Genomic DNA, 25,662 nt, shown 5'->3' with positions numbered 1-25,662 from the left:
AAACCCGGTGAGCACGGTGGCCCGAGCGGGCCCGCCCGCCTCCCGACGCGAGGCCCTCACAAAAGCGTTCGCCACGTTTTTCGCCGGGATGAGATCCTGGAATCCGTATGTCTACGCACCCTGCCCCCGCCCTCGGCGCCCTCGCCCCCCGTCTGTCCGAGTTGTCGCTGCGTGACGCGCACCGGCTCGGGCGCAGGCTCGAGGGTGCCCGCAAGATCCGTAAGCCGGAGGCCCGTGCCGCCGTTCTCGCCGAGATCGAGGCCGAGGTCGACAGGGCCGGGCAACGGATGGCGGAGCGGCGCGCCCGCCTCCCCCGGATCACGTATCCCGAACAGCTGCCGGTCAGCCAGAAGAAGGACGTGATCGCGGAGGCCGTCCGTGATCACCAGGTCGTGATCGTGGCCGGTGAGACCGGGTCCGGCAAGACCACGCAGATTCCGAAGATCTGCCTGGAGCTGGGGCGCGGCGTGCGCGGCATGATCGGGCACACCCAGCCGCGCAGGATCGCCGCCCGCACGGTCGCCGAGCGCGTGGCGGAGGAGCTGGACACCCCACTGGGGGAGGCCGTCGGCTGGAAGGTGCGGTTCACCGACCAGGTGAACCCGGACGCCACGTTCGTCAAACTGATGACGGACGGCATCCTGCTCGCCGAGATCCAGACCGACCGCGAGCTGCGCGCCTACGACACGATCATCATCGACGAGGCGCACGAACGGTCCCTCAACATCGACTTCCTGCTCGGGTATCTGGCGCAGCTGCTGCCGAAGCGGCCCGACCTCAAGGTCGTCATCACGTCGGCGACCATCGATCCGGAGCGCTTCTCGCGGCACTTCGGGGACGCCCCGATCATCGAGGTCAGCGGTCGGACGTACCCGGTGGAGGTGCGGTACCGCCCGCTGCTCGAGGAGGACTCCGACGACGCCGACCGCGACCAGATCACGGCGATCACGGACGCCGTCGAGGAGCTGATGGCGGAAGGGCCCGGCGACGTCCTGGTGTTCCTGTCCGGTGAGCGGGAGATCCGCGACACGGCGGACGCGCTCACCAAGAAGAACTACCGGTTCACCGAGGTGCTCCCGCTGTACGCCCGGCTGTCGCACGCCGAGCAGCACCGCGTCTTCCAGCAGCACGGCGGACGCAGGATCGTACTCGCCACGAACGTCGCCGAGACGTCCCTGACCGTCCCCGGCATCAAGTACGTCATCGACCCGGGCTTCGCCCGTATCTCCCGCTACAGCCACCGCACCAAGGTGCAGCGGCTGCCGATCGAGGCGATTTCGCAGGCCAGCGCCAACCAGCGCAAGGGTCGCTGCGGCCGTACGTCCGACGGCATCTGCATCCGTCTCTACAGCGAGGACGACTTCCTGTCCCGCCCGGAGTTCACGGACGCGGAGATCCTGCGGACGAACCTGGCGTCAGTCATCCTGCAGATGACCGCGGCCGGCCTCGGCGAGATCGAGAAGTTCCCGTTCATCGACCCGCCGGACCACCGCAACATCCGCGACGGTGTGCAGTTGCTCCAGGAGCTCGGCGCCCTCGACCCGGCGCAGAAGGACCCGCGCAAACGGCTCACGGACACCGGCCGCAAGCTGGCCCAGCTGCCCGTCGACCCCCGGCTGGCGCGGATGGTGCTGGAGGCCGACCGGAACGGCTGTGTCCGCGAGGTCATGGTCGTCGCGGCCGCCCTGTCCATCCAGGACCCGCGCGAACGTCCCGCCGACAAGCAGGCGCAGGCCGACCAGCAGCACGCCCGTTTCAAGGACGAGACCAGTGACTTCCTCGCCTACCTCAACCTGTGGCGCTACATCCGTGAGCAGCAGAAGGAGCGGGGGTCGAGCTCCTTCCGGCGGATGTGCAAGCAGGAGTACCTGAACTTCCTGCGCATCCGCGAGTGGCAGGACATCTACGCGCAGCTGCGCACGGTCGCCAAGCAGATGGGCATCCACCTCAACGACGACGATGCCCCCGCCGAGCGCATCCACGTCTCCCTCCTCGCCGGTCTGCTGTCCCACATCGGCATGAAGGACGTGAAGGAGTCCAAGGACTCCGGGCCGGGCGGGCGCAAGGACAGCGGGCGCAACGAGTACATCGGCGCCCGCAACGCCAAGTTCGCGATCTTCCCGGGCTCGGCGCTGTTCAAGAAGCCGCCGCGGTTCGTGATGAGCGCCGAGCTCGTCGAGACGTCCCGGCTCTGGGCGCGCGTCAACGCGAGGATCGAGCCGGAGTGGGTCGAGCCGCTCGCCGAGCACCTGCTGAAGCGGACGTACAGCGAACCGCACTGGGAGAAGGACCAGGCCGCGGTGATGGCGTACGAGAAGGTCACGCTGTACGGCGTGCCGATCGTGGCGCAGCGGAAGGTGAACTATGGGCGGATCGACCCGGAGGCCAGCCGCGAGCTGTTCATCCGCAACGCGCTCGTGGAGGGCGACTGGCGTACGCACCACAAGTTCTTCACCGACAACCGCCGGCTCCTCACCGAGGTCGAGGAGCTGGAGCACCGGGCACGGCGCCGGGACATCCTGGTGGACGACGAGACGCTGTTCGACTTCTACGAGCAGCGGATCCCCGACCACGTGGTGTCCGGCGCGCACTTCGACTCGTGGTGGAAGCACAAGCGGCACGAGCAGCCCGACTTCCTCGACTTCGAGCGCGAGATGCTCATCAACGAGCGGGCGGGCGCGGTCAGCAAGGACGACTATCCGGACTCCTGGCGGCAGGGCCGGCTCACGTTCCGGGTGACGTACCAGTTCGAGCCGGGCGCGGACGCGGACGGCGTGACCGTGCACATCCCGCTGCAGGTGCTCAATCAGGTCACGGACGAGGGCTTCGACTGGCAGATCCCGGGCCTGCGGCACGAAGTGGTCACCGAGCTGATCCGTTCCCTGCCGAAGCCGATCCGCCGCAACTACGTGCCCGCGCCGGACTTCGCGAAGCGTTTCCTGGACACGGCCGTCCCCCTCCAGGAGCCGCTGACGCTGACCATGGCGCGCGAGCTGAAGCGCATGGTGGGGGTGCCGTTCGGGGCGGACGACTTCGACTGGGACAAGGTCCCCGACCATCTCAGGATCACGTTCCGGATCATCGACGAACGGCGTCGCAAGCTGGCCGAGGACAAGGACCTGGAGGCGCTGCGGCTGACGCTGCGTCCGAGGGCCCGGAAAGCCATCTCCCGGGCCGCCGCCGCGACCGCCGAGCGGCAGGGCGGCGAGTCCCTGGAGCGCACCGGCCTGACGGACTGGACGATCGGCACGCTGAGCCGTGTCTTCGAGACGCGCCGCGCCGGACAGCCGGTGAAGGCCTACCCGGCCCTGGTGGACGACGGTGACACCGTCTCCGTACGGCTCTTCGACACGGAGGCCGGGCAGGCGCAGGCGATGTGGCGCGGCACGCGCCGGCTGATCCTGCGCACCATTCCGGTCAACCCTGCGAAGTTCGCGTCCGAAAAGCTGACCAATCCTCAAAAGCTGGCCTTGTCCGCGAATCCGCACGGTTCCGTCCAGGCGCTGTTCGACGACTGCGCCATGGCGGCGGCGGACAAGCTGATCGCCGACTTCGGCGGGCCGGCGTGGGACGAGGGGTCGTACCGCACCCTGTACGACAAGGTCCGTGCCGAGATCGTCGACACGACGGTCCGGACGGTGGGTCAGGTACAGCAGGTGCTGGCCGCCTGGCAGTCCTGCGAGCGCCGTCTGAAGGCCGCCCGGAGCCCCGCGCTGCTGCCGAACCTCCAGGACGTACGCAGGCAGCTGGACGGCCTTGTGAAGCCCGGCTTCGTGACGGAGGCGGGGGTGCGGCGCCTGCCCGACCTGATGCGCTATCTGGTCGCTGCGGACCGACGGCTGCAGCAGATGCCCACGAACGCGCAGCGGGACACCACGCGCATGGCCAAGGTGCACGAGATGCAGGACGAGTACGCCTGGCTGCTGGAGCAGTTGCCGCAGGGCCGGCCGGTGCCGCGGCAGGTCCTGGACATCCGCTGGATGATCGAGGAGCTCCGGGTCAGCTATTTCGCCCACGCGCTCGGCACGGCGTACCCCGTGTCGGACAAACGGATCGTGAAGGCGATCGACGCGGCCTCACCGTAACGGCCCCTGCACGGTGGGTGAGTTCGACCAGGAGGCGCGCACTCCTGTACAGTCCTTCTCGCAGCGCAACGCACGAATCGCCCTGCGAAACCTGGTCCTGTGGAGCAGTTTGGAGTGCTCGCCACCCTGTCAAGGTGGAGGCCGCGGGTTCAAATCCCGTCAGGACCGCAAGAGAGAAGGGCCCGGGTCGCGAGACCCGGGCCCTTCTGCATGCCCCGGTGCGCTTGAGGACCGGTCCCTCCGGGCGCCTTTCCCGCCCGTGGTGACGCGCGAGGCCCTGTCGACGTCCCGCTGAGCCCTGCCGGTGCCGCGCGGGGCTCCTGCGGTTCACCGCGGCCCTTCGCCGCGGATTCCTCACCGGTTCACCCTTCCGCCCTCGCGCCGTCTTGACGGTCTCTCAACGGCTCGGTACCCCAATGAGGCAGGGTCCTTCCGTGGGCCCGCCGGAGGTGGCGTATGGCGGCATCGGCCAGGCACGAGACGCGAGCCCTGCTCCGCGCGCATTTGTCGGCCGCTTCCTCCTACGGTCACGTCACCCGCCGCTGCCCCATCTGCCACCGCCTCCTGAGACTGGCGATGGACGCGGCCCCGTCGGCGGACACGGAGGGCCAGGAGGCAGCGGCGGAGGACGAGAGCCCCTCGCCCGCGTGAGCCTCGGCGGCGTCAACTCCCGTCCCGGCGGCGGGCGGTGGAATGGCGTGTTCCATTAGCTCACACGTGCCAAGGGTCACAAGCCTCTCAGCACGTGACGGGTGTCACTGCATGATTTTTGATGGGCCCTGAACTTACCCCTCACCTACAACAGGTCAATTTAATATGTACAATTGCACTCTCCTCCCAGCCCTCTCACAGAGGTTCCGACACCTCTCCCCAGACCCCGACAACCCCGCTCACAGAACGGCCGTCGGCGGCCCCCGAAGGGCACAAAAAAAACCGCGCTGGACCCGGCGGAGTCCAGCGCGATCGACGACGCTTCCTGCTGCTCACCCGGAGAACTCCGGGCTGCTTGGGCGTGGGGGCCGTTGGGGCAGTCCCCGCATCGTGTGGTGCGGTGTTTCAGGCGTCTCGGCACATTGGGGGAACGTGACGTTCTGCCTGGTTATGCGGTTGTTCAGGCCTCGGTGCGCTGTTGCGGGATACCCGCGAGCAGAGCGCGGACCTCGGCCTCGCGGTAACGGCGGTGTCCGCCGAGCGTGCGGATCGACGTGAGCTTGCCGGCCTTCGCCCACCGCGTGACCGTCTTGGGGTCGACGCGGAACATCGTGGCGACCTCAGCCGGGGTCAGCAGCGGCTCGGCATCAGGGGTGCGAGCGGTCATGAGCGGCCTCCTCGGGAGAACCGAACCTTCTCGGTTCTTTCCTCTAAATTCTGCACCTTGACCCACGTTGCCCGAAATGGCGGACGCGGGTCGAGTCGGTTATAGGACGAACGGCTTGTCCTCGGCACTACAACTACACCATCTGTCCAGCCGCCTCGGCCAAACCGATGGAATTGCCCCCCCAGGTGTTCATCAGCGACGGAAGCCGATGGACTATGCCATAGCGGACAGTCACGTCACTGTGACGATCAGTCACAGGACGATCAGGAGGCACCGGGCGCCCAGAGTCGTGCAATGCCGAGATTCCCCCCACTCCACAACAGAGTTGGGCGAACAGAGTCCTTGCGGACTCCTTGTCCTATTTTGGCATGAGGGTGGGCAAGGGGCGCAAGGGCCGCGTTAGTGCAGTCCGTCACGCTTGACGCAGTTGACACATACGCCCGGATCGGGACCTACGTCCGTCATGAAGACCGTACTGACGACCCTTCAGGGCAGACTCGACTCGGGCTGGATGCGCACCTCAGTGCGAAGACAAAACCCCAAGACGGGCGCCCCGTCAAACGTCAGTTCGCGGACCGCAGGTCCCGCACGGCCCGCCACCGCTCCACGAGCCGCCCGTACGCCTCGGCCGCCGCTCCCCCGTCACCGCGCCGCAGCGCGTCGATGCCCTCGGCCACGTCGGCCGCCGAGTGGTCGTCCTCCAGCTCATCCGCCCGCAGGGCGTGCACCAGGCCGCCGTAGTCCAGCTCCACGAAGGACCGGGGGTGGAACTCCTCCAGCCAGCGCCCGACGTCCAGGAGGCCGTCGATGAGCGGCCCCTCCTCGATCGCGTCCTTCAGGGCGCGCAGTCCGCGCGCGACCCGACGCCGGGCCTGCACCATGGGCGTGCGGTAGCGCAGCAGGGGCGCACTTCCCTCACGCGCGCCCGATCCTTTCTCGTACTCGCGCTCGCCGTCCTCGACCAGCACGAACCAGTTGATCGGCACCTGCCAGGTGGCCGTGCGGATCCAGGGGCGCGCGTCGGGGTTGCGGGCCAGCCAGCGCTCGTAGTCCTGTGCGGCCTCGCGGCGCAGGACCGGGGGCAGCACCGCGTCCAGGACGGGCTGCGAAAGCTCCGCGGCGACCTGCGGGAGTGCCTGCCAGCCGCGCAGCCGGGTGCGCCAGGGGCAGACGCAGACCACCCCGTCGGCCTCGATGACGAACGCGTCCCCGCTCTCGTGCACCGGCACCGGGACGGGCGGTGTGGGCAGCAGGTCGGCCAGCGAGCGGCGCAGTTCGTCCTGGTACGTGGGGCGGTGGGGGCGGCGCGCATAGCGCGCCCAGTGCCCGCGCTCCGGCTCCGGGAATGCGGCCAAAGGCTCGTACACGCGGAGGTACGCCGCGTACGGGACGGTCACCGAGGACACCTTGGGCACGCCTGCTCCCTCCCCCGCCCTCCGATGGGAAAAACTGCAGATTCCCCTCACGATCTCGCATGAAAACTATGCAAATGGTCGCACGCCGGTACCCCACGCGGACGTGATCCTGAGCACTGTGGGACCCACGGGCGCACCAGGCTCTAATCTCATGCTCACAGCGCCCGCCACCCGTACGGGGGCTTTACCCCCCGCCGCTATTTACTCAGGAGTCACCACAGTGACCGACGTAACCGACGGCGTCCTGCACACCCTGTTCCACTCGGACCAGGGGGGTCATGAGCAAGTCGTGCTCTGCCAGGACCGCGCCAGTGGCCTCAAAGCAGTCGTCGCCATCCACTCCACCGCACTGGGCCCCGCCCTCGGCGGTACGCGCTTCTACCCGTACGCGAGTGAGGAAGAGGCCGTAGCCGACGCCCTGAACCTCGCGCGCGGCATGTCGTACAAGAACGCCATGGCCGGTCTCGACCACGGCGGCGGCAAAGCTGTGATCATCGGCGACCCGGAGCGGATCAAGACCGAGGAACTGCTCCTCGCGTACGGCCGCTGCGTCGCCTCCCTCGGGGGCCGCTACGTCACCGCGTGCGACGTCGGCACGTACGTCGCCGACATGGACGTGGTGGCCCGGGAATGCCGCTGGACCACGGGCCGCTCCCCCGAGAACGGCGGCGCCGGCGACTCCTCCGTCCTCACGGCGTTCGGCGTCTACCAGGGCATGCGGGCCTCCGCCCAGCACCTGTGGGGCGACCCCTCGCTTCGTGACCGGACCGTCGGTGTCGCAGGTGTCGGCAAGGTCGGGCACCACCTGGTCGAGCACCTGATGTCCGAGGGCGCGCACGTCGTGATCACGGACGTCCGGGAGGACGCCGTGCGGCGCATCGTCGAGCGGCACCCCGGGGTGCGCTCCGTCGCCGGCACCGACGCGCTGATCCGTGTCGAGGACCTCGACATCTACGCCCCGTGCGCGCTGGGCGGCGCTCTGAACGACGAGACCGTGCCGGTGCTGACCGCCAGGGTGGTGTGCGGCGCGGCCAACAACCAGCTCGCCCACCCGGGCGTCGAGAAGGACCTCGCGGACCGCGGGATCCTCTACGCGCCGGACTACGTGGTGAACGCCGGCGGTGTCATCCAGGTCGCCGACGAGCTGCACGGCTTCGACTTCGAGCGGTGCAGGGCGAAGGCGGCGAAGATCTACGACACCACGCTCGCCATATTCGCACGTGCGAAGACGGATGGGATTCCGCCGGCCGCGGCGGCCGACCGGATCGCCGAGCAGCGCATGGCGGAGGCCCGCGCGACACGCTGATCGTCCTCCTCACACCCGGGTCTGCCCGGGTGTGAGCGGTACCCGCCGGGGGCCGGTTGGAGAGAACTCTCACCTTTCCCGGCGGGTCGACTGCCGATAAGTGGTTAAAATCGCGGTTGACCAGCGAGGACAGGGCTCCTCGAAGGTCCCGGGCGCGGCGACGTCCTGCGGGCGACGTACCGTATGGGCGCGGGCTCAGGTACCGTGGAAGCCCTACGGACCGGCCTCTCCACGGAGAGTCCGTTCCGGATCATGAACGCGTGTCAAGACTCTGGGGCCGTCGAGCCCCGTCGTTGAGGGGGTCGAGCCATGGGGCGCGGCCGGGCCAAGGCCAAGCAGACGAAGGTCGCCCGCCAGCTGAAGTACAACAGCGGTGGGACTGATCTCGCACGCCTGGCCGAGGAGCTGGGCGCATCGACTGCGAACGCGTCGCCGAATGGCGGCGAACGGTTCGAGGACGATGAGCAAGACGACGACCTGTACGCAAAGTACGCCGACCTCTACGAGGACGACGACGAGGACGAGGACGGCCAGTCCCCGCAGCAGCGTCGCGGCGCTTGACCTTGCACTGAGCATCCGCCCGGTCGGTGACTTCGGTCACCGACCGGGCTCTGTGCTGCCCGCACGCCCTTCGCGCCACGGGCGGTGCGTGAAGGGCGGATACAAGGACGCGTGAGATGTGGACGCGTGAGGCGCGAGGGCAGCCGCCACCGCTCAGCCCGCGTAGTCACCGGTCATCGCCGCGCCCGTGGCGTGGTCGCCGCGGTCGGTGATCTCGCCGGCCACCCAGGCGTCCACGCCGCGGTCGGCCAGGGTCGCCAGGGCCACGTCCGTGGACTCCTCCGGGACGATCGCGATCATGCCGACGCCCATGTTCAGCGTCTTCTCCAGCTCCAGGCGCTCGACAGAGCCGGTCCGGCCGACAAGGCCGAAGATCGGCGCCGGGGTCCAGGTGGAGCGGTCCACGACCGCGTGCAGGCCGTCCGGGATCACGCGGGCCAGGTTGGCCGCCAGACCGCCGCCGGTGACGTGGCTGAAAGCGTGCACTTCGGTGGTGCGCATCAGGGCCAGGCAGTCCAGCGAGTAGATCTTCGTCGGCACCAGCAGTTCCTCGCCGAGGGTGCGGCCGAGGTCGTCCACGTGGCGGTCGAGTGCCATGCCGGCCTGGTCCAGCAGGACGTGCCGGACGAGCGAGTACCCGTTGGAATGAAGGCCGGAGGACGCCATGGCGATCACCGAATCACCCGTACGGATACGATCCGCGCCGAGCAGGCGGTCGGCTTCGACCACGCCCGTGCCGGCGCCCGCGACATCGAAGTCGTCCGGGCCGAGCAGGCCGGGGTGTTCGGCCGTCTCTCCGCCGACCAGGGCGCAGCCGGCGAGCACGCAGCCCTCGGCGATGCCCTTGACGACGGCGGCGACGCGCTCGGGGTGCACCTTGCCGACGCAGATGTAATCGGTCATGAACAGCGGCTCGGCGCCGCACACCACGATGTCGTCCATGACCATGGCGACCAGGTCGTGGCCGATCGTGTCGTAGACGCCCATGCGGCGGGCGACGTCCACCTTGGTGCCGACGCCGTCGGTGGCGGAGGCGAGCAGCGGGCGCTCGTAGTTCTTCAGGGCGGAGGCGTCGAAGAGGCCGGCGAAGCCGCCGAGGCCGCCGAGGACCTCGGGGCGCTGCGTCTTCTTCACCCACTCCTTCATGAGCTCGACGGCGCGGTCGCCCGCTTCGATGTCGACGCCCGCGGCTGCGTAGCTGGCACCAGTTGTCTCAGACATGGCTAATGAGAACCTTCGTGTCGTACAGCAGGTAGTGCGGGCCGCTACGGGCGGCGGATCGCGTCGGCGGCGGCCGTGGCGGCCGGGCCCGCGGCCAGCTCCGTCTCCAGCAGCTGCTTGCCGAGCAGCTCGGGGTCGGGGAGTTCCATCGGGTACTCGCCGTCGAAGCAGGCGCGGCACAGGTTCGGCTTGGCGATGGTGGTCGCCTCGATCATGCCGTCGAGGGAGATGTAGGCGAGCGAGTCGGCGCCCAGGCTGGTGCCGATCTCGTCGATGGTCATGCCGTTGGCGATGAGCTCGGCGCGGGTGGCGAAGTCGATGCCGAAGAAGCAGGGCCACTTCACGGGCGGGGAGGAGATCCGGATGTGGACCTCGGCGGCGCCCGCCTCGCGCAGCATGCGGACCAGGGCCCGCTGGGTGTTGCCGCGGACGATGGAGTCGTCCACGACGACCAGACGCTTGCCCTTGATGACTTCCTTCAGCGGGTTCAGCTTCAGCCGGATGCCCAGCTGGCGAATGGTCTGTGAGGGCTGGATGAAGGTCCGGCCCACATAGGCGTTCTTCACCAGGCCGGCGCCGAACGGGATGCCGGAGGCCTCCGCGTAGCCGATCGCGGCGGGAGTGCCGGATTCCGGTGTCGGTATGACCAGATCGGCCTCGACGGGGGCCTCCTTGGCGAGGCGGCGGCCCATCTCGGCGCGGGACAGGTACACGTTCCGGCCGGCGATGTCGGTGTCCGGGCGGGCCAGGTAGACGTACTCGAAGACACAGCCCTTGGGCTTCGCTTTCGCGAATCGGGAGGTGCGCAGGCCGTTCTCGTCGATGGCGACGAACTCGCCCGGCTCGATCTCGCGCACATAGCTCGCGCCACAGATGTCGAGGGCGGCGGACTCGGAGGCGACCACCCAGCCGCGCTCGAGACGGCCGAGGACCAGCGGGCGGATGCCCTGCGGGTCGCGGGCCGCGTAGAGGGTGTGCTCGTCCATGAAGACGAGGCTGAAGGCGCCGCGCACCTCGGGCAGCACCTTGCCGGCCGCCTCCTCGATGGTCAGCGGCTTGCCGTCGGCGTCGGCCTGGCCCGCGAGGAGCGCGGTGATGAGGTCGGTGTCGTTGGTGGCCGCGACCCGGGTGGAGCGCCCGGAGTGGTCCTTGGGCAGGTCGGCGACCAGGTCGGCGAGCTGCGCCGTGTTGACGAGGTTGCCGTTGTGACCGAGTGCGATCGAACCCTGCGCGGTGGCGCGGAACGTCGGCTGGGCGTTCTCCCAGACGGAGGCACCGGTGGTCGAGTAGCGGGCGTGTCCGACCGCGATGTGTCCCTGGAGCGATCCGAGGGAGGTCTCGTCGAAGACCTGGGAGACCAGGCCCATGTCCTTGAAGACGAGGATCTGGGAGCCGTTGCTGACCGCGATTCCCGCGGACTCCTGGCCCCGATGCTGGAGGGCGTAAAGCCCGAAGTACGTGAGCTTGGCGACCTCTTCGCCCGGCGCCCAGACACCGAAGACGCCGCAAGCGTCCTGGGGGCCTTTCTCGCCGGGGAGAAGGTCGTGGTTGAGTCGTCCGTCACCACGTGGCACGCCACCGAGTGTAGGCGAGGTCGACCACTGGTCCGAATTGGGGATGTGCCCTCAGTTGTGGATCACGGGGCGGCGACGGCCCGTAGGGAAGCGCCGTTCTCGCTGGTCAGCGTGAGGGTGTGGTGATCGATGCGGTACTCGACCGGACCCTTGAGGGCGCGCAGCACGGCCCGCTCGGTGTCCATGAGTGAGTCTTCGCACATCATCCGGGTGGTGGTCGGAGCGCCTACGGTGATACGGCCGTCGCGGACAGTGGCCTTGGCGTTGACGTGGTTGCAGCCGAGGCGGCCGGTGACGGTGCTCTTCTTCGCGTCGAAGGTCAGGTGGGCCTCGCCCTTGGCGTCGGGGCTGGTGACGATCCACTTGGTGCCGCGCAGCTTCGCGTCCGGCGACCTGCTGAGGTGGACGGTGCCGTGGTCGCCGGTCAGGTCGACGCGGTCGCTCTTCACGTCGGTGCCGAGTTCGGCGTCGGTGAGGGCGGCGGCGAGGACGCGTTCGAAGGCCATGGGCTTCTTGTCGCAGGCCATGTCCGTCGAGGTGGCGTCGCCGAGGCGGACTGTGCTGCCGTCGAAGGTGGCCTTCGCGCTGAAGGTGTTGCAGCCGTAACTGCCTTCGGCCCGGCCGTCGTCCGTGACGGTGAGGTGGGCGTCGGCCGGGGAGCGGTGCGTGGTGCCGTCGACGGTGACGCTGTCGACACTCCACACCGCTCCGGTCAGGGGTTTCTCGGCCCCGACCGATCCGCTGCCCGCCTTCTCGCTGCCGCAGGCCGCCACGAGCGGGACCAGCACGGCCGCTGCTGTCAGGGTGATGCGTTGCTTGTGCCTGTCCATGGCGCTTCGACGGGTCTTCCGAAGGAACGGTTCCCCGCGCGCCCGGGGGCGTGTCAGCCCATGAGGGGCAGCAGCTCCGAGAGGTCGGCGCGCTCGCCGCTCGCGCTCACCTCGGCCGCGGCGACCGCGTCGGCCCAGGTGAGGCGGCCGGTGGCGAGCCGGACCCAGGTCAGCGGGGCGGTCTCGACGACGTTCGGCGGGGTGCCGCGGGTGTGCCGGGGCCCTTCGACGCACTGCACGACGGCGTAGGGCGGAATCCGCACCTCGGTGGCGCCGCCGGGTGCCTTGGCGGCGAGGGCGTCGGCCAGCAGCCGGGTGCAGGCGGCCAGGGCCTGGCGGTCGTACGGGATGTCGAGGCCGGGCACGGCGGCGTTGAGGTCGTCGGTGTGGACGACGAGTTCGACGGTGCGGGTGACCAGGTAGTCGGCCAGCGTCATGGTGCCGGTACGGGCGGCCAGCAGGCGGGTGCCGGGGGCGTCGGCGAGCCGCTCGGTGAGGCGGTCGGCGGTGCGGGCGTAGAGGTCTTCGAGGTCGGGGTTGGCCCGCGCGAGTTCGCGGGTGCCGTCGGCGATGTCGGTGGCGCGGGCGGCGGTGGCGAAAGGCCAGTCGAGCAGGGCCAGCCCGGCCTCGGCGGGCTCGTCCCGGTCGAGGTTCCGGCTGACGGTCCCGACGGCCATCGTCACGTGCGCGGCCAGCTCCCGGACCGTCCAGTCCCCGAGGCGCGTCGGCAGGTCGAGCTGCTCGGGGCTCAGCGTGCGCACGGCCGCGCGTACGTGCCCGAACTGGGTAAGGACGGCGGAGCGGATCTTGACGGGGTCGTAGGCGCGGAGGCGTTTTCTGGCCGGGGGCATGGGGGCGAGCCTATGCGGCGCGGAGGCCACCGGACCGGGGAAAGTCGATGCCGGTGCGGTGGGGCCCCGGGCGACGTCGGTGACGCAGGCGCGGAGGAGCGTCGCCGGTGCGGGCCTGACCTGCCCCGTGTCGATCTCGCGTCGTGTCGACCGTCCCGGACCCGCCGGGTCTCTCGCCCCCTGTGACCGGCACCGCCCGGCGAGCGGGCGCGGTGACACGTCGGCCGCGCTCCTCACTCCGCCCGGAAATCGGAGCTCCCCGTGCCCCCAGAGCATCGGTGCCCGCGTGACATCGCACGCTCGGACGACCGAAGTCGCCGGCGGCACCGGCAGGAGGACCCGGTTCGGACGCGAGGAACCCCCGCCCGGTCAGGCCCGGGCGGGGGCTCAGGGGTTGGGCCCGGTCAGGCCAGCAGTGCCGGAATCGTGCCCTCGTGGGCGTCGCGCAGCTCGGTCAGGGTGAGCGCGAACTCGCCCTGCACCTCGACCGTGTCGCCGTCCACGACACCGATGCGGGTGACGGGCAGGCCCCGCGCGCCGCACATGTCGTTGAAGCGGACCTCCTCCGAGCGCGGCACAGCGACGATCGCTCGGCCGGCCGACTCGGAGAGCAGGAACGTGAACGCGTCCAGGCCGTCCGGGACGATCAGGCGAGCGCCCTTGCCTCCGAGCAGCGCCGACTCGACCACGGCCTGGATCAGACCGCCGTCGGACAGGTCGTGCGCGGAGTCGATCATGCCGTCGCGGGAGGCGGACAGCAGGATCTCGGCCAGGAGCCGCTCGCGCTCCAGGTCCACGGCCGGGGGCAGGCCGCCCAGGTGGTCGTGGATCACCTGCGACCAGGCCGAGCCGCCGAACTCCTCGCGAGTGTCGCCGAGGAGGTAGATCAGCTGACCCTCCTCCTGGAAGGCGACCGGCGTGCGGCGGGCGACGTCGTCGATGACGCCGAGGACCGCGACGACCGGCGTCGGGTGGATCGCCGCCTCGCCCGTCTGGTTGTAGAGCGAGACGTTGCCGCCGGTCACCGGTGTGCCGAGCTGTCGGCAACCGTCGGCGAGACCGCGGACGGCCTCCGCGAACTGCCACATGACGGCCGGGTCCTCGGGCGAGCCGAAGTTCAGGCAGTCGGAGACGGCGAGCGGCTTGGCGCCGGTGGTGGCGACGTTGCGGTACGCCTCCGCCAGGGCCAGCTGTGCGCCCGCGTACGGGTCGAGCTTGGCGTACCGGCCGTTGCCGTCCGTCGCGAGGGCGACGCCGAGGCCGCTCTCCTCGTCGATGCGGATCATGCCGGAGTCCTCGGGCTGCGCGAGGACGGTGTTGCCCTGCACGAAGTGGTCGTACTGCGAGGTGATCCACTTCTTGGACGCCTGGTTCGGGGACGCGACCAGGCTCAGGACCTGCTTCCTCAGTTCCTCGGACGTCTGCGGACGCGGCAGCTTGTTCGCGTCGTCGGCCTGGAGGGCGTCCTGCCAGGCCGGGCGGGCGTACGGACGCTCGTAGACCGGGCCGTCGTGGGCGACCGTGCGCGGGTCGACGTCCACGATCTTGCCGCCGTGCCAGAAGATCTCCAGCCGGTCGCCGTCGGTGACCTCACCGATGACGGTCGCGATGACGTCCCACTTGTCGCAGATCTCCAGGAAGCGGTCGACCTTGTCGGGCTCGACCACCGCGCACATGCGCTCCTGCGACTCGCTCATGAGGATTTCCTCGGGCGAGAGCGTGGAGTCGCGCAGCGGTACGTCGTCCAGGGTGACGCGCATGCCGCCCGAGCCGTTGGACGCCAGCTCGCTCGTCGCGCAGGACAGGCCGGCCGCGCCGAGGTCCTGGATGCCGACGACCAGCTTCTCCTGGAAGGCCTCCAGGGTGCACTCGATGAGGAGCTTCTCCTGGAAGGGGTCGCCCACCTGCACGGCGGGACGCTTCGAGGGCTTGGCGTCGTCGAAGGTCTCGCTCGCCAGGATCGAGGCGCCGCCGATGCCGTCGCCGCCGGTGCGGGCCCCGTACAGGATGACCTTGTTGCCCGCGCCGGACGCCTTGGCGAGGTGGATGTCCTCGTGCCGCATGACGCCGATCGCACCGGCGTTGACCAGTGGGTTTCCCTGGTAGCAGGCGTCGAAGACGACCTCGCCGCCGATGTTCGGCAGGCCCAGGCAGTTGCCGTAGCCGCCGATGCCGGCGACGACACCCGGCAGGACGCGCTTGGTGTCGGGGTGGTCGGCCGCGCCGAAGCGCAGCGGGTCGACCACGGCGACCGGCCGGGCGCCCATGGCGATGATGTCGCGGACGATGCCGCCGACACCGGTCGCGGCGCCCTGGTAGGGCTCCACGTACGACGGGTGGTTGTGCGACTCGACCTTGAAGGTGACGGCGTAGCCCTGGCCGACGTCGACCACACCGGCGTTCTCGCCGATGCCGACGAGGAGGGCGTCGGACTGCGGGGCCTTCTCGCCGAACTGGCGCAGGTGGACCTTGCTGCTCTTGTACGAGCAGTGCTCGGACCACATGACCGAGTACATGGCGAGCTCGGCGCCGGTGGGCCGGCGGCCGAGGATCTCCACGACCCGCTCGTACTCGTCCTTCTTCAGGCCGAGTTCGGCCCAGGGCAGCTCGACGTCGGGGGTCGCGGCCGCGTGCTCGACCGTGTCCAGAGGCGTCCGGCTCATGCGTTGACCAGCTTCTTGAGGATCGAGGTGAAGAAGGGGAGGCCGTCGGTACGACCCGTACCGATCAGCGGCTCCACGGCGTGCTCGGGGTGCGGCATCAGGCCCACGACGTTCCCGGCCTCGTTGCTGATGCCGGCGATGTCGCGGAGCGAGCCGTTGGGGTTGAAGTCCACGTACCGGAAGGCGACGCGGCCCTCCGCCTCCAGCTTGTCGAGGGTGTACGCGTCGGCGACGTACCGGCCGTCCATGTTCTTCAGCGGGATGTCGATCTCCTGGCCCGCCGAGTAGTCGGTCGTCCAGGCGGTTTCCGCGTTCTCCACCCGCAGCTTCTGGTCGCGGCAGATGAAGTGAAGGTGGTCGTTGCCGAGCATCGCGCCGGGCAGCAGGTGCGCCTCGGTGAGGATCTGGAAGCCGTTGCAGATGCCGAGAACCGGAAGACCGGCCCTGGCCTGCTCGATGAGGGGCTCCATCACGGGCGAGAAACGGGCGATGGCACCGGCACGCAGATAGTCGCCGTACGAGAATCCGCCGCACAGCACCACGGCGTCGACCTGCTTGAGGTCCTTGTCCTTGTGCCAGAGCGCGACGGGTTCGGCACCGGCGAGCCGGATCGCGCGCTGCGTGTCACGGTCGTCGAGGCTGCCGGGGAAAGTGACGACGCCAATGCGAGCGGTCACTTCGCGGCCTCCGCGACTTCCTCCACCTTGACGGTGAAGTCCTCGATCACGGTGTTGGCGAGGAAGGATTCCGCAAGATCGTGGATGCGGGCGAGCGCGGCGTCGTCGACCGGCCCGTCAACTTCCAGTTCGAATCGCTTTCCCTGACGTACGTCCGAGATCCCCTCGAAACCCAGACGCGGCAGTGCGCGCTGCACCGCCTGGCCCTGGGGGTCGAGGATCTCCGGCTTGAGCATGACGTCGACTACGACGCGTGCCACTGGCACTCCCGGTGTTGTGGTGCTGAGCAGGTTCCTGCGTGTGTCTTCAGACTACCCGCACAAAATTTCTACGCGAGTAGAGTTGGAGGAATCTACGTGACCGCTGTCACGATCGGGTCTCGACCAGGGGTTTTCGCGAAAAGTTACTGGAAAGATCCGTGATCCGGGCGTGTTCCCTATTGCGCTGCGGACACGCGGAGAGATTTAGTCGGGCTTCACAATGCAATGGCAGGCACTGTACAAATGAATTGCCATTGGCCGATACTCTGCCCATTAACAGGCGAACAGTCGACATCTCCGTGACGTCCCGGCACGTCACAACGGACGAGATGTCGCACGAAGGGACCGATATTCGTGGCGCAGAAGGTCGTGGTCACTCTCTTTGACGACATCGACGGCTCGGAAGCGGCGGAGACGATCGCCTTCGGACTCGACGGCAAGTCGTACGAGATCGACCTGAATGAAGCCAACGCCGTCAACCTGCGCCGGGCCCTCGAGCCCTACGTGGCGGCCGGCCGCAAGCGGTCCAGGTCGGGCAAGGCGTACCGGCAGACCGAGGTCGCGCCGGACCCGGCGGCCGTACGGGCCTGGGCCCAGGCCAACAAGATGGACGTACCGGCGCGCGGCCGGATCCCGAAGAAGGTGTACGAGGCCTTCTCCGCCGCTCAGTGAGCCCCGGACCGACGACCGGTCATACGCCCCTCGCGTGAACCGACTTGCGCAGCACCCCCGCTGATCAGCTAGAGTCTGGAGCACGCCGAGGGGCAAGGCCGAAAGGCCCAGCTCACTCAGGGGCGCGCGGGTGTAGTTCAGTAGTAGAACATCCCCCTTCCAGGGGGAAGGCGCAGTGTGCAATTCCTGTCACCCGCTCTGCATCGCCACCACCACTCTTGTGGATCAGGTAAGATGATGCTCGCGCCGATCGGTGAGAGCCGGTCGGAGGCAATGCGGACGTAGCTCAGTTGGTAGAGCGCAACCTTGCCAAGGTTGAGGTCGCGAGTTCGAACCTCGTCGTCCGCTCGGGAATGAGACCCCGGTCCCTCAGGGACCGGGGTCTTTTCGTTGTTCCGCGAATCCTCCCCCGTCCGCGAATCACCTCGTTCTTCCGCGGGTTCTCCTCCCGCCCCGTCTGCCATGTGTCATGCCGCCTGGTGGCAACGCGCACTGCCGCACCGCTGCACCGCCCCATCTTCAGATGCCCGCTCGGCGTGGGCGGTGTGAAGGTCGCCACATCAACATCGCTACGTAGGGAACTGCCGGACTTGCTTAGTGCTGAGCGTGACCAGTCGCGGTCGGCCGGCCACCTGAAGCGGGCGCTCGCCTCTGGTGTGCGCGGGTTCGTCGTGACGACGGTCAGCGCGGAGCGGCTCGCGGAGGTCATCCGTACCGTGCACGCCGGGAACCGCCCCGTGGTTCCGGGGTGGGCGGCCGACGCGGTCTCCGCCGGTGACTCCCCGCTGACCGCACGGGAGACGGAGGTGCTGGTATTCGCCGCCGACGGGACGTTCGTCGCGGAGATCGCCGAGCGCGCCGCGCTGTCACAGGGAACGGTACGGAACTGCTTGTCGTCGGCCGCGTCGAAGCCCGGGGCGGAGAACCGTCACACGGCGGTGCGTCTCGCACGGGAGCGAGGTTGGGTATAGTTGCTCTCGCGCCACCGCGCACTGCGGACGTAGCTCAGTTGGTAGAGCGCAACCTTGCCAAGGTTGAGGTCGCGAGTTCGAACCTCGTCGTCCGCTCCAGATGGTGAAGGCCCCGGTCCTTGGACCGGGGCCTTCGTCGTGGTGGGCGGGCCGCCCTCGTCGTGATGGCCGTCGGCACCGGTCCTGCGTCGTGGACCGGTGCCGGCCTGCCCCAGCCGGGTGCCCGTGCCCCGTGCCCGTGACCTGTGCCGGTCGTGCGTCAGCTCCAGGTGGTGCCCGTCAGGCGCTCGTACGCCTCCACGTATTTCGCCCGGGTCGCGTCCACGATGTGCTGCGGCAGCGGCGGCGGGGGCAGCTCGCTCCCGCGGTCCCAGCCGGACGCGGCGGAGGTCAGCCAGTCGCGCACGAACTGCTTGTCGTACGAGGGCTGCGCACGCCCCGGCTCCCACTGGTCCGCCGGCCAGAAGCGGGACGAGTCCGGGGTGAGGACCTCGTCCGCGAGGATCAGCTCCTCGCCCTCGAAGCCGAACTCGAACTTCGTGTCCGCGAGGACGAGGCCGCGCTCGCGGGCGACGTCGCGGGCGCGGGAGTAGACGGCGAGCGTCGCCTGGCGCAGCTGCGTGGCCGTCTCGGCGCCCACCTGGCGGGCGACCTCCTCGTAGGAGACGTTCTCGTCGTGCTCGCCGACCTCGGCCTTGGTGGCCGGGGTGAAGATCGGGGCGGGCAGTTCGGAACCGTCGACGAGCCCCTCGGGGAGGGCGAGGCCGCAGACGGTGCGGAATTCCTGGTACTCGGTGAGGCCCGAGCCGGTGAGGTAGCCGCGTGCCACGCATTCCACGGGGATCATCCGCAGCGACTTGCAGACGAGGGTGCGGCCGGCCCAGTCGGCGGGGGCGCCCGACGGCAGCTCGGTGCTCAGGACGTGGTTCGGGACGAGGTCCGCGAGCTGGTCGAACCACCACAGGGAGAGCCGGGTGAGGACCCGGCCCTTGTCGGGGATCTCGGTGGGCAGCACCCAGTCATAGGCGGAGATGCGGTCACTCGCGACCATGACGAGCTCCCCCGCCTCGTTCTGGTACAGGTCGCGCACCTTGCCGGTGTGCAGATGTACCAGGCCCGGAACCTGACGCGGTTCGGGCTTCTCTACGAATCCGGACACGGTTCCTCCCCGTGGTTCTGTACGACTCCCCCCGATTCTTCCGTATGGCGAAGCGACGGGCGCCGCCAGGGGCGCCATCAGCGGCAACGCGGACGCGTCCTGGTCGTCGGCCGGGCGCGCTCCGGTTCCCCGGCGGGCGTCGTGCGGCGCTCGGGCGAGCTTTTCGGCGGCGCTCGGGGCGGGGGTCAGTCCCGCTTGCAGATGCGGTCCAGGAGGTTGGCCGTCGCGCGCTGGATGCGGGGGTCGACGTGGCCGGGCCGGTCCAGGGCCGGGGACCAGGCGGAGGTGCCGGAGGCGAAGACCCAGGCGCCCGACGGGGCCCGGTAGAGAGACGTGTCCTGGTGACGGAGGGCCCCGTTCGCATCGGTGTACGGGGAGTGGGCGAGCAGGGTCCGCTCCTCGTACGGGGGCAGCGCCGTGCGCGGGAAGTAGCGGTCGGCCTCGCCCGCGACCAGGCCGTCGAGCTCGTCGCCCTCCCGGGCGCCGGTCGCCTCCCACAGCCAGTGGTCGCCGTTGCGGACGATCAGCGGGTGGGGCTCCGGCACACTGCCCGCGTACTGGATGCCCAGCAGTTGCTGCTCGGGGCGGTCGATCTCGCGCCACAGCACCGGCTTCCCGGGGCCCTTGCGCTTGCGGCAGGTCAGCAGGCGGTCCGGGGTGCCGGACGGCGAGGGCCTCAGCTCCACCTGCCAGCGCATGGTGTCGGCGGAGAGGAAGACCAGCGACGTGCCGTGGTCCCGGGCGCGCTCGGCGGTGGCGCGCATGGGGACCGACCAGTACTCGTCGTGCCCGGGGAAGATCAGTCCGCGGTAGCGGGTGGGGTCGACCCGGCCGGCGTGCAGGTCGCGGGCGTCGGCGTAGGTGAGGTCGTAGCCGTAGCGCTCGGCCCAGCGGATGACGTCGTAGGCGTGGCCGATGTGCAGCGGCAGGCCCCAGCCCGCGTAGGGGCGGTCGAAGGAGACCGTCGCCGCGGCGTCGGCCTCCCCGAGCAGGCGGCCCCCGTCGTCCCAGGCGTGGTACATGCTCGCGCCGGTGCGGCCGTCGTCCGGGTAGCGGTTGTACGCCTGCCAGGTGATGTCCGGCAGGACGAGCAGCAGGTCGGCCGGGCGGTCGTCGCGGACGGTGAACGGCACGTGGGAGCGGTGGCCGTCGGCGGTGGTGAGTACGGCGACGTACGCGCCGGGGTTCCAGTACGACGGCACCTGCAGCCGCCAGGACAGCCACCAGTGGTGACAGGACACCGTACGGTCGGCGGTGAGCGGCGCCGGCTGCACGATGCCGGACAGCCGGGGGCTCGTGGTGATCTGCTCGGCGCCGTCGCCGCCGTAATGGCCGATGCGGTAGACGTCGACGCCGAATTCCTGCGGCGGGTCGACCGTGATGTGGAAGTCGATCGCCTCGCCGGGGGCGACCGCGCCGGTCGAGGTGAACCCCTTGATCTGGAGGCGCACGTCGTCCGCCGAGCGGGGGCCGTCGATGGCCCGCGGGTGCGGGGTGCCGCCGACGGTCCCGTGCCGGGACGTCGGTCCTGTCCGGTCGGCGTCGGCCGCCTGGTCCGCCGGCTCCGTCTCCCCCACGTACCAGGGGACGATCCGGTCGGGGTCGCCGACGTACGTCTCGGTGCCGCGCGGCCAGGGGGTGGGGCCGGTGCCCCGTCCGAGGGGATCCGGCACGGCGTGCGCCCGTGCTCCCGGCTCCCGCGACTCCCAGCGGCGGATCTGGTCCGACGCCATTGGCCTTCCCCTCCCTGGTCCCCCGTGGCCGCCCTCTTCATGGTGGTGGCCGGTCGCGTCACCGGTCTCGCCACCGGTGACGCCACCGGTGGTGGTCGCCGGGTCATCGCGGGCTCGTCGTGTCTCGACACCACCCTGCTGCGCGCGATCGGTCCCAGCACATCACATACCGCACGCGCGCTGTCACTATTCGTCGCGGATTGGCTGAAAGTGGAACTAGGCAGTCCGGAGGAGTGTCGGAGCGTTGGGCGGCCCCGCCGGACGGGCGGAGAGGCTGCTTCGGTGGCCGGTGAGCGGGCGCGTCAGAGTCGCGTCGTACGGGCGTCAGACGAGCCGTACCGGCTTGTCCGGCCGTATGCCCTGGTCCGTCAGCCAGGAGCGCAGGGGGGTCGGGTCGCCCCGCTCCACGAGGCTCAGGACGCGGGGGCCGAGGTCGGTCGCGCGTACGCCGTTGACCAGGAGCGACGGGCCGTCGAGCCAGTCGAGGCCCGGAACCGCGCCCGCCGTGTCCACCGCGGCGCAGCACACCAGCGCGGTGATGTGGTCCGCGAGCAGTTCGCGGCCGGAGCGCGGCGGCTGGAGGGGGAACAGCGGGAGCGCCTGATCGTCCCAGAGGGCGGTGTCCGGGCCGGTCCGGTCGGCCCGGGGCACGTCGGCGGGCGGGGCGGTCCGGGCGGCGATCGCCTCCTCGCGGGCCACCTCGGCACTGAGGCCTGCGGCGAGGTCGGCACTGCGGGGGGTGGTGTCGCGGAGGTCTTCTTCCTCGTCGGCCTCGTCGTCGTAGCGGGCGACGAATTCGTCGTCGTGGCCGTGGCCGACGGCGTGTTCGACGGTGTAGCCGACGGCGTGTGCGGCGGTGCAGCGGTCGGCGTGTGCGGCGTCGTGTTCGCCGTCGGGCCGGCGGTGGTGTTCGCCGTCGGATTCGTCGGGCCGGTGGGGACGCTCGGCGGATTCGGCTGATCCGGCGGACTCAGCGGATTCGGCGGGCTGAGCGGGCTCGGGGGGTTCGGCGGGGCGGTGGGGCTCAGGGGTGGGGCCCTGAGCCGACGGTCTTGTCGGTTCCGCGAGGTGGTGGAGGACGCGGGCCAGGGTCGGGTCGTCCCTGTCGGGGGTGTGGGCGTCGGCGTCGCGGCGGATGCCCAGGGTGTCGAGGACGCGGTGCAGGCGGGCCGCGTCGCTGCGCCACTTGCGGTCCACCACCTCCTCCGGATACGCGTCCCAGTCCACCGGGGACCAGTCCGGGCCGGACTCGGCGGGACCGCCGTGGAAGAGGCGGGCGGCGAGGAGAGAGGTCGCCTCGTCGATCAGGCCGGGCTCTTCCAGCAGGTCGCAGGCGGGGCGCTCGCCGAGCCGGGAGGCGAAACCCTCGGCCAGGCGGTCGCGCCGGGACAGCTCGGTGAGCGCCGCGACGACACCCGCGTCCAGCCGTGAGGGCCAGCGGCCCATCCGCCAGGCGGGCAGCGCGACCCGGGTCAGCAGGCGGTCCCAGCCGGCGTAGGCGAGGCCGACCTGTTCCTGGGCGACGATCCGCAGGCCGTAGTCCACGGCCTGCGCACGCTCGGCGGCGGCGATGGCGACGCCGCGCTCCATCTCGGCGGCGTGCACGCGGCAGCCGCGCAGCAGCAGGCGGACCACCCAGCCGGCGCCGGCCAGCACCGGGCGGGTCAGTGGTCCCCGGCCGGGCGCCGAGGTCACGGCGACCGCGGCGTCCAGGCCCCGGACGAAACGCCGGGCCGCCGCTATGTCGGGGTGCGACGACGGCCCCGTACCGGCGACGACCGGGGCGAGGACGGCGCGGAGCTCGCCGACGCGCATCCACCACAGGAAGGGGGAGCCGATGACGAGGACGGGGGCGGTGGCGGTGGCGGTGCGGCGCTGTACGCCGATGCCCGCGGCCGGGTCGTCGTGGTCGTCCCGGCTGCCCGGGGCGCTTCCGGCAGGGACGTTGTGCGGCTCGTCGGCGTCGGGGACCCGGCCGGGTGCCGCGGACGCTTGCGTGGGCGTGTTCGTGGAGGGGCCGTGGGCCGGGTGGGTGCGGTCCTCCAGCCAGCTGTCGCAGTCCGGAGTGAGCGCTATCGCGGACGGAGCGGGAACGTCGAGACGGTCGGCGAGCTCCCGCACCAGCCGGTACAGGTCGGGGGCCGACTTCTCGGCGATCGTCACCGTCGGGCTCATGGCCGGGCGCGACCGGGCGACGATCAGGGCGATGCCGGCGGCGGCGAGCAGGACCAGCACGGCGAACGGCGTCACCGTCCGGCGGGCCGCGTCCCAGCCGTCGCCCGTGAAATGACCGGTCGAACCGCCGACGAGAAGGATCACGGCGGCAGCCGCGGGCAGCAGGGCGACAGCCAGAGCCCGGCTGCGTACGCGCAGCACGGCGATCGCCCGGGAGCGCGCTGCCTGCGCGCCCACCTCCACACCCAAACCGGTCACGCCGGACCTCAACCCCTCCCTGATGCCCTCGGTTCTCTCCTGCTAGGTGCCGTTCTCGTGGTGCTCACTTCCCCACTGTGGCACCCGGCACCGACATCGCAATGTCAGTGAGCCATGTGCCGGAGAGCTTGCGCCGCACCCTAGTTGGGGCCCCGGCCCTCGTCAGCCGGATGGGGCATCGGTCACTCGATGGAATGGCTTTGGGGAAAGGTGGATGACGGACAGCAAGGATCAGGCCCCAGCTTCCTGAAGGTGGTCTCCAGGAGTCCGGGGCCGTGTGGACAGCGGGCAGGGGGCGCGTACGGGACCTGCGTTTCCGCCGGTCGCCGGCGTGCGGTTGGCCATTGCCGGGTTGCGGATCGCCTGCGGCAGGGGTGCCGGTTGCTGCCGGGTTGTCGGGTGGGGGCGGCTTGGCGTCCGGCTCCTCGGCGGCGAGTGGGGGCGGCTTGGCGTCCCGGTTTCGGCGGCGAGTGGGGGCGGCTTGGCGTCCCGGTTTCGGCGGCGAGTGGGGGCGGCTTGGCGTCCCGGTTTCGGCGGCGAGTGGGGCGCGGCCGGTCAGGCGCCGGCGGTTGCCGCCGCCTTCGCCGCGATGTCCGTACGGTGCTGGGAGCCGTCGAGTCGAACGCGGGCCACCGCCCGGTACGCACGTTCACGGGCCTCGGCGAGATCCTGGCCGGTCGCGGTCACGGACAGGACGCGTCCGCCGGCGCTGACCACCGCGTCGCCGTCCTGCCTGGTGCCCGCGTGCAGCACGTACGCGTGCGGGGCGTCCTGGGCGGCCACCTCGTCCAGGCCGGTGATCGGGTCGCCGGTGCGGGGGGTGCCGGGGTAGTTGTGCGAGGCGACGACCACGGTGACCGCGGCGTCCTCGCTCCAGCGCAGCGGCTCCAGGTGGGCGAGGTTGCCGGTGGCCGCGGCCATCAGCAGTCCGGCGAGCGGCGTCCTCAGCCGGGCCAGGACGACCTGCGTCTCGGGGTCGCCGAAGCGGGCGTTGAACTCGATGACGCGGACGCCGCGCGAGGTGATCGCGAGGCCGGCGTAGAGCAGGCCGGAGAACGGGGTGCCGCGGCGGCTCATCTCGTCGACCGTGGGCTGCAGAACCGTCTGCAGCACCTCGTCGACCAGCTTCGGGTCCGCCCACGGCAGCGGCGAGTACGCGCCCATGCCGCCGGTGTTCGGGCCCTCGTCGCCGTCCAGAGCACGCTTGAAGTCCTGGGCGGGCTGGAGCGGGACGACGGTCCGGCCGTCGGTGACCGCGAAGAGGGAGACCTCCGGACCGTCGAGGAACTCCTCGATGACGACGCGTTCGCAGGCGGCCGCGTGCTCCTTGGCCGCCTCGATGTCATCCGTGACGACGACGCCCTTGCCGGCGGCGAGCCCGTCGTCCTTGACGACGTACGGAGCGCCGAAGGCGTCGAGGGCGGTGGCTGCCTGGTCCGGCGTCGTGCAGACGTAGGAGCGCGCGGTGGGTACGCCGGCCGCCGCCATCACGTCCTTCGCGAAGGCCTTGGAGCCCTCCAGCTCCGCCGCCTCCCTGGAGGGGCCGAAGACCGGGACACCCGCCTCGCGCACCGTGTCGGCTACCCCTGCGACGAGCGGGGCCTCCGGACCCACGACCACCAGACCGGCGCCCAGCCGCTTGGCCAGGGCGGTCACGGCCGCGCCGTCGAGGGCGTCGACCTGGTGCAGCTCGGCGACCTCGGCGATGCCGGCGTTGCCGGGGGCGCAGTGCAGCGCCGTGACGTCGGGGTCGAGGGACAGGGAGCGGCACAGGGCGTGTTCGCGGGCACCGCTGCCGATGACGAGGACCTTCACGGGGTCAGCCTAACGGGAGCGGGGCCGTTTCCTTTGTGCGGGCTTCCGAGGAGCCGGGATCCCTGGGCTTGGAGGTTTCTCCAAGCCCAGGGATCGAGCGAAGGGGAGAGGACTGGCC

18 protein-coding genes, 4 tRNA genes and 1 pseudogene are annotated in these 25,662 nt (G+C 70.5%); 10 read left to right on the top strand and 13 right to left on the bottom strand.

Going from position 1 to position 25,662, the window contains the following annotated elements:
- Positions 1 to 107: 107 nt before the first annotated feature.
- The 3 genes from hrpA (at position 108) to ABZ354_RS16285 (ending at position 4,736) form a co-directional block, all read left to right on the top strand.
- The gene (gene hrpA, locus ABZ354_RS16295) at positions 108 to 4,085 is read left to right on the top strand and encodes an ATP-dependent RNA helicase HrpA (protein WP_358657135.1); all 3,978 of its coding nucleotides are present in this window, start codon (positions 108 to 110) and stop codon (positions 4,083 to 4,085) included.
- Between the two features lie 93 nt (positions 4,086 to 4,178).
- Positions 4,179 to 4,253, top strand: a tRNA-Asp gene (locus ABZ354_RS16290).
- A 288-nt stretch (positions 4,254 to 4,541) separates the two neighbouring features.
- Positions 4,542 to 4,736 (top strand): DUF6274 family protein, encoded by a 195-nt coding sequence (locus ABZ354_RS16285; protein ID WP_358657133.1) that lies wholly within the window; start codon positions 4,542 to 4,544, stop codon positions 4,734 to 4,736.
- A gap of 460 nt (positions 4,737 to 5,196) precedes the next feature.
- Here ABZ354_RS16285 and bldC read toward each other — a convergent pair whose 3' ends face one another.
- Both bldC and ABZ354_RS16275 read right to left on the bottom strand, forming a co-directional pair.
- Positions 5,197 to 5,403 carry a developmental transcriptional regulator BldC gene (gene bldC / locus ABZ354_RS16280; RefSeq protein ID WP_033321412.1) on the bottom strand — a complete coding sequence of 69 codons (207 nt, stop codon included), beginning with the start codon at positions 5,401 to 5,403 and terminating at the stop codon, positions 5,197 to 5,199.
- Positions 5,404 to 5,966: 563 nt separating this feature from the next.
- On the bottom strand, positions 5,967 to 6,818 hold the full coding sequence (locus ABZ354_RS16275) for a hypothetical protein (protein ID WP_358657130.1): 852 nt from the start codon (positions 6,816 to 6,818) through the stop codon (positions 5,967 to 5,969).
- A 220-nt stretch (positions 6,819 to 7,038) separates the two neighbouring features.
- Between ABZ354_RS16275 and ABZ354_RS16270 the strand changes: the two genes are divergently transcribed.
- Complete coding sequence (locus ABZ354_RS16270; protein ID WP_358657128.1) at positions 7,039 to 8,124, top strand: Glu/Leu/Phe/Val dehydrogenase dimerization domain-containing protein; 1,086 nt, start codon at positions 7,039 to 7,041, stop codon at positions 8,122 to 8,124.
- Between the two features lie 309 nt (positions 8,125 to 8,433).
- Entirely contained in the window at positions 8,434 to 8,685 is a 252-nt protein-coding gene (locus ABZ354_RS16265; RefSeq protein ID WP_279551926.1) for a DUF3073 domain-containing protein, read from the top strand.
- Positions 8,686 to 8,838: 153 nt separating this feature from the next.
- On the opposite strand, the gene purM is transcribed toward ABZ354_RS16265, so the two are convergent.
- The 7 genes from purM to purS form a co-directional block, all read right to left on the bottom strand.
- Positions 8,839 to 9,906, bottom strand: a complete 1,068-nt coding sequence (gene purM, locus ABZ354_RS16260) for a phosphoribosylformylglycinamidine cyclo-ligase (protein ID WP_358657126.1) — start codon at positions 9,904 to 9,906, stop codon at positions 8,839 to 8,841.
- 44 nt (positions 9,907 to 9,950) lie between these two features.
- Positions 9,951 to 11,480 (bottom strand): amidophosphoribosyltransferase, encoded by a 1,530-nt coding sequence (purF, locus tag ABZ354_RS16255; protein WP_358657124.1) that lies wholly within the window; start codon positions 11,478 to 11,480, stop codon positions 9,951 to 9,953.
- 62 nt (positions 11,481 to 11,542) lie between these two features.
- The gene (locus ABZ354_RS16250) at positions 11,543 to 12,310 is read right to left on the bottom strand and encodes an META domain-containing protein (protein WP_358657122.1); all 768 of its coding nucleotides are present in this window, start codon (positions 12,308 to 12,310) and stop codon (positions 11,543 to 11,545) included.
- A gap of 53 nt (positions 12,311 to 12,363) precedes the next feature.
- Entirely contained in the window at positions 12,364 to 13,161 is a 798-nt protein-coding gene (locus tag ABZ354_RS16245) for a sterol carrier family protein (RefSeq protein ID WP_358657120.1), read from the bottom strand.
- A gap of 404 nt (positions 13,162 to 13,565) precedes the next feature.
- A complete protein-coding gene (purL, locus tag ABZ354_RS16240) occupies positions 13,566 to 15,824 on the bottom strand; it encodes a phosphoribosylformylglycinamidine synthase subunit PurL (RefSeq protein WP_358657118.1) in 2,259 nt (752 codons plus the stop codon).
- Positions 15,821 to 16,501, bottom strand: a complete 681-nt coding sequence (gene purQ / locus ABZ354_RS16235; protein WP_358657116.1) for a phosphoribosylformylglycinamidine synthase subunit PurQ — start codon at positions 16,499 to 16,501, stop codon at positions 15,821 to 15,823. The genes purL and purQ overlap by 4 nt, the downstream gene beginning before the upstream one ends.
- Positions 16,498 to 16,761, bottom strand: a complete 264-nt coding sequence (gene purS / locus ABZ354_RS16230; RefSeq protein WP_019982969.1) for a phosphoribosylformylglycinamidine synthase subunit PurS — start codon at positions 16,759 to 16,761, stop codon at positions 16,498 to 16,500. Before purS ends, purQ begins: the two co-directional genes overlap by 4 nt.
- Before the next feature lie 354 nt (positions 16,762 to 17,115).
- Between purS and ABZ354_RS16225 the strand changes: the two genes are divergently transcribed.
- The 5 genes and pseudogenes from ABZ354_RS16225 to ABZ354_RS16205 all read left to right on the top strand — a co-directional run bounded on the left by ABZ354_RS16225 (position 17,116) and on the right by ABZ354_RS16205 (position 18,503).
- Positions 17,116 to 17,433, top strand: a complete 318-nt coding sequence (locus ABZ354_RS16225) for an Lsr2 family protein (RefSeq protein WP_358657113.1) — start codon at positions 17,116 to 17,118, stop codon at positions 17,431 to 17,433.
- Between the two features lie 126 nt (positions 17,434 to 17,559).
- Positions 17,560 to 17,631 (top strand) — tRNA-Gly (locus tag ABZ354_RS16220).
- Between the two features lie 77 nt (positions 17,632 to 17,708).
- Positions 17,709 to 17,781, top strand: a tRNA-Gly gene (locus ABZ354_RS16215).
- A 194-nt stretch (positions 17,782 to 17,975) separates the two neighbouring features.
- A pseudogene (locus ABZ354_RS16210) lies at positions 17,976 to 18,404 on the top strand (LuxR C-terminal-related transcriptional regulator); the annotation flags it as partial.
- 23 nt (positions 18,405 to 18,427) lie between these two features.
- A tRNA-Gly gene (locus tag ABZ354_RS16205) sits at positions 18,428 to 18,503 on the top strand.
- 160 nt (positions 18,504 to 18,663) lie between these two features.
- Here the strand turns inward: ABZ354_RS16205 and ABZ354_RS16200 are convergent.
- The 4 genes from ABZ354_RS16200 to purD form a co-directional block, all read right to left on the bottom strand.
- Positions 18,664 to 19,563, bottom strand: a complete 900-nt coding sequence (locus ABZ354_RS16200; RefSeq protein ID WP_358657111.1) for a phosphoribosylaminoimidazolesuccinocarboxamide synthase — start codon at positions 19,561 to 19,563, stop codon at positions 18,664 to 18,666.
- Positions 19,564 to 19,748: 185 nt separating this feature from the next.
- Entirely contained in the window at positions 19,749 to 21,296 is a 1,548-nt protein-coding gene (locus ABZ354_RS16195) for a N,N-dimethylformamidase beta subunit family domain-containing protein (protein WP_358657109.1), read from the bottom strand.
- A 324-nt stretch (positions 21,297 to 21,620) separates the two neighbouring features.
- Positions 21,621 to 23,729 carry a hypothetical protein gene (locus ABZ354_RS16190; protein ID WP_358657107.1) on the bottom strand — a complete coding sequence of 703 codons (2,109 nt, stop codon included), beginning with the start codon at positions 23,727 to 23,729 and terminating at the stop codon, positions 21,621 to 21,623.
- 555 nt (positions 23,730 to 24,284) lie between these two features.
- Positions 24,285 to 25,544, bottom strand: a complete 1,260-nt coding sequence (gene purD, locus ABZ354_RS16185; RefSeq protein ID WP_358657106.1) for a phosphoribosylamine--glycine ligase — start codon at positions 25,542 to 25,544, stop codon at positions 24,285 to 24,287.
- Positions 25,545 to 25,662: the final 118 nt, after the last annotated feature.

This window comes from Streptomyces sp. NPDC005925 (assembly GCF_040638805.1).
Taxonomy (GTDB): domain Bacteria; phylum Actinomycetota; class Actinomycetes; order Streptomycetales; family Streptomycetaceae; genus Streptomyces.
This window is presented reverse-complemented; position numbering and strand designations above follow the sequence as displayed.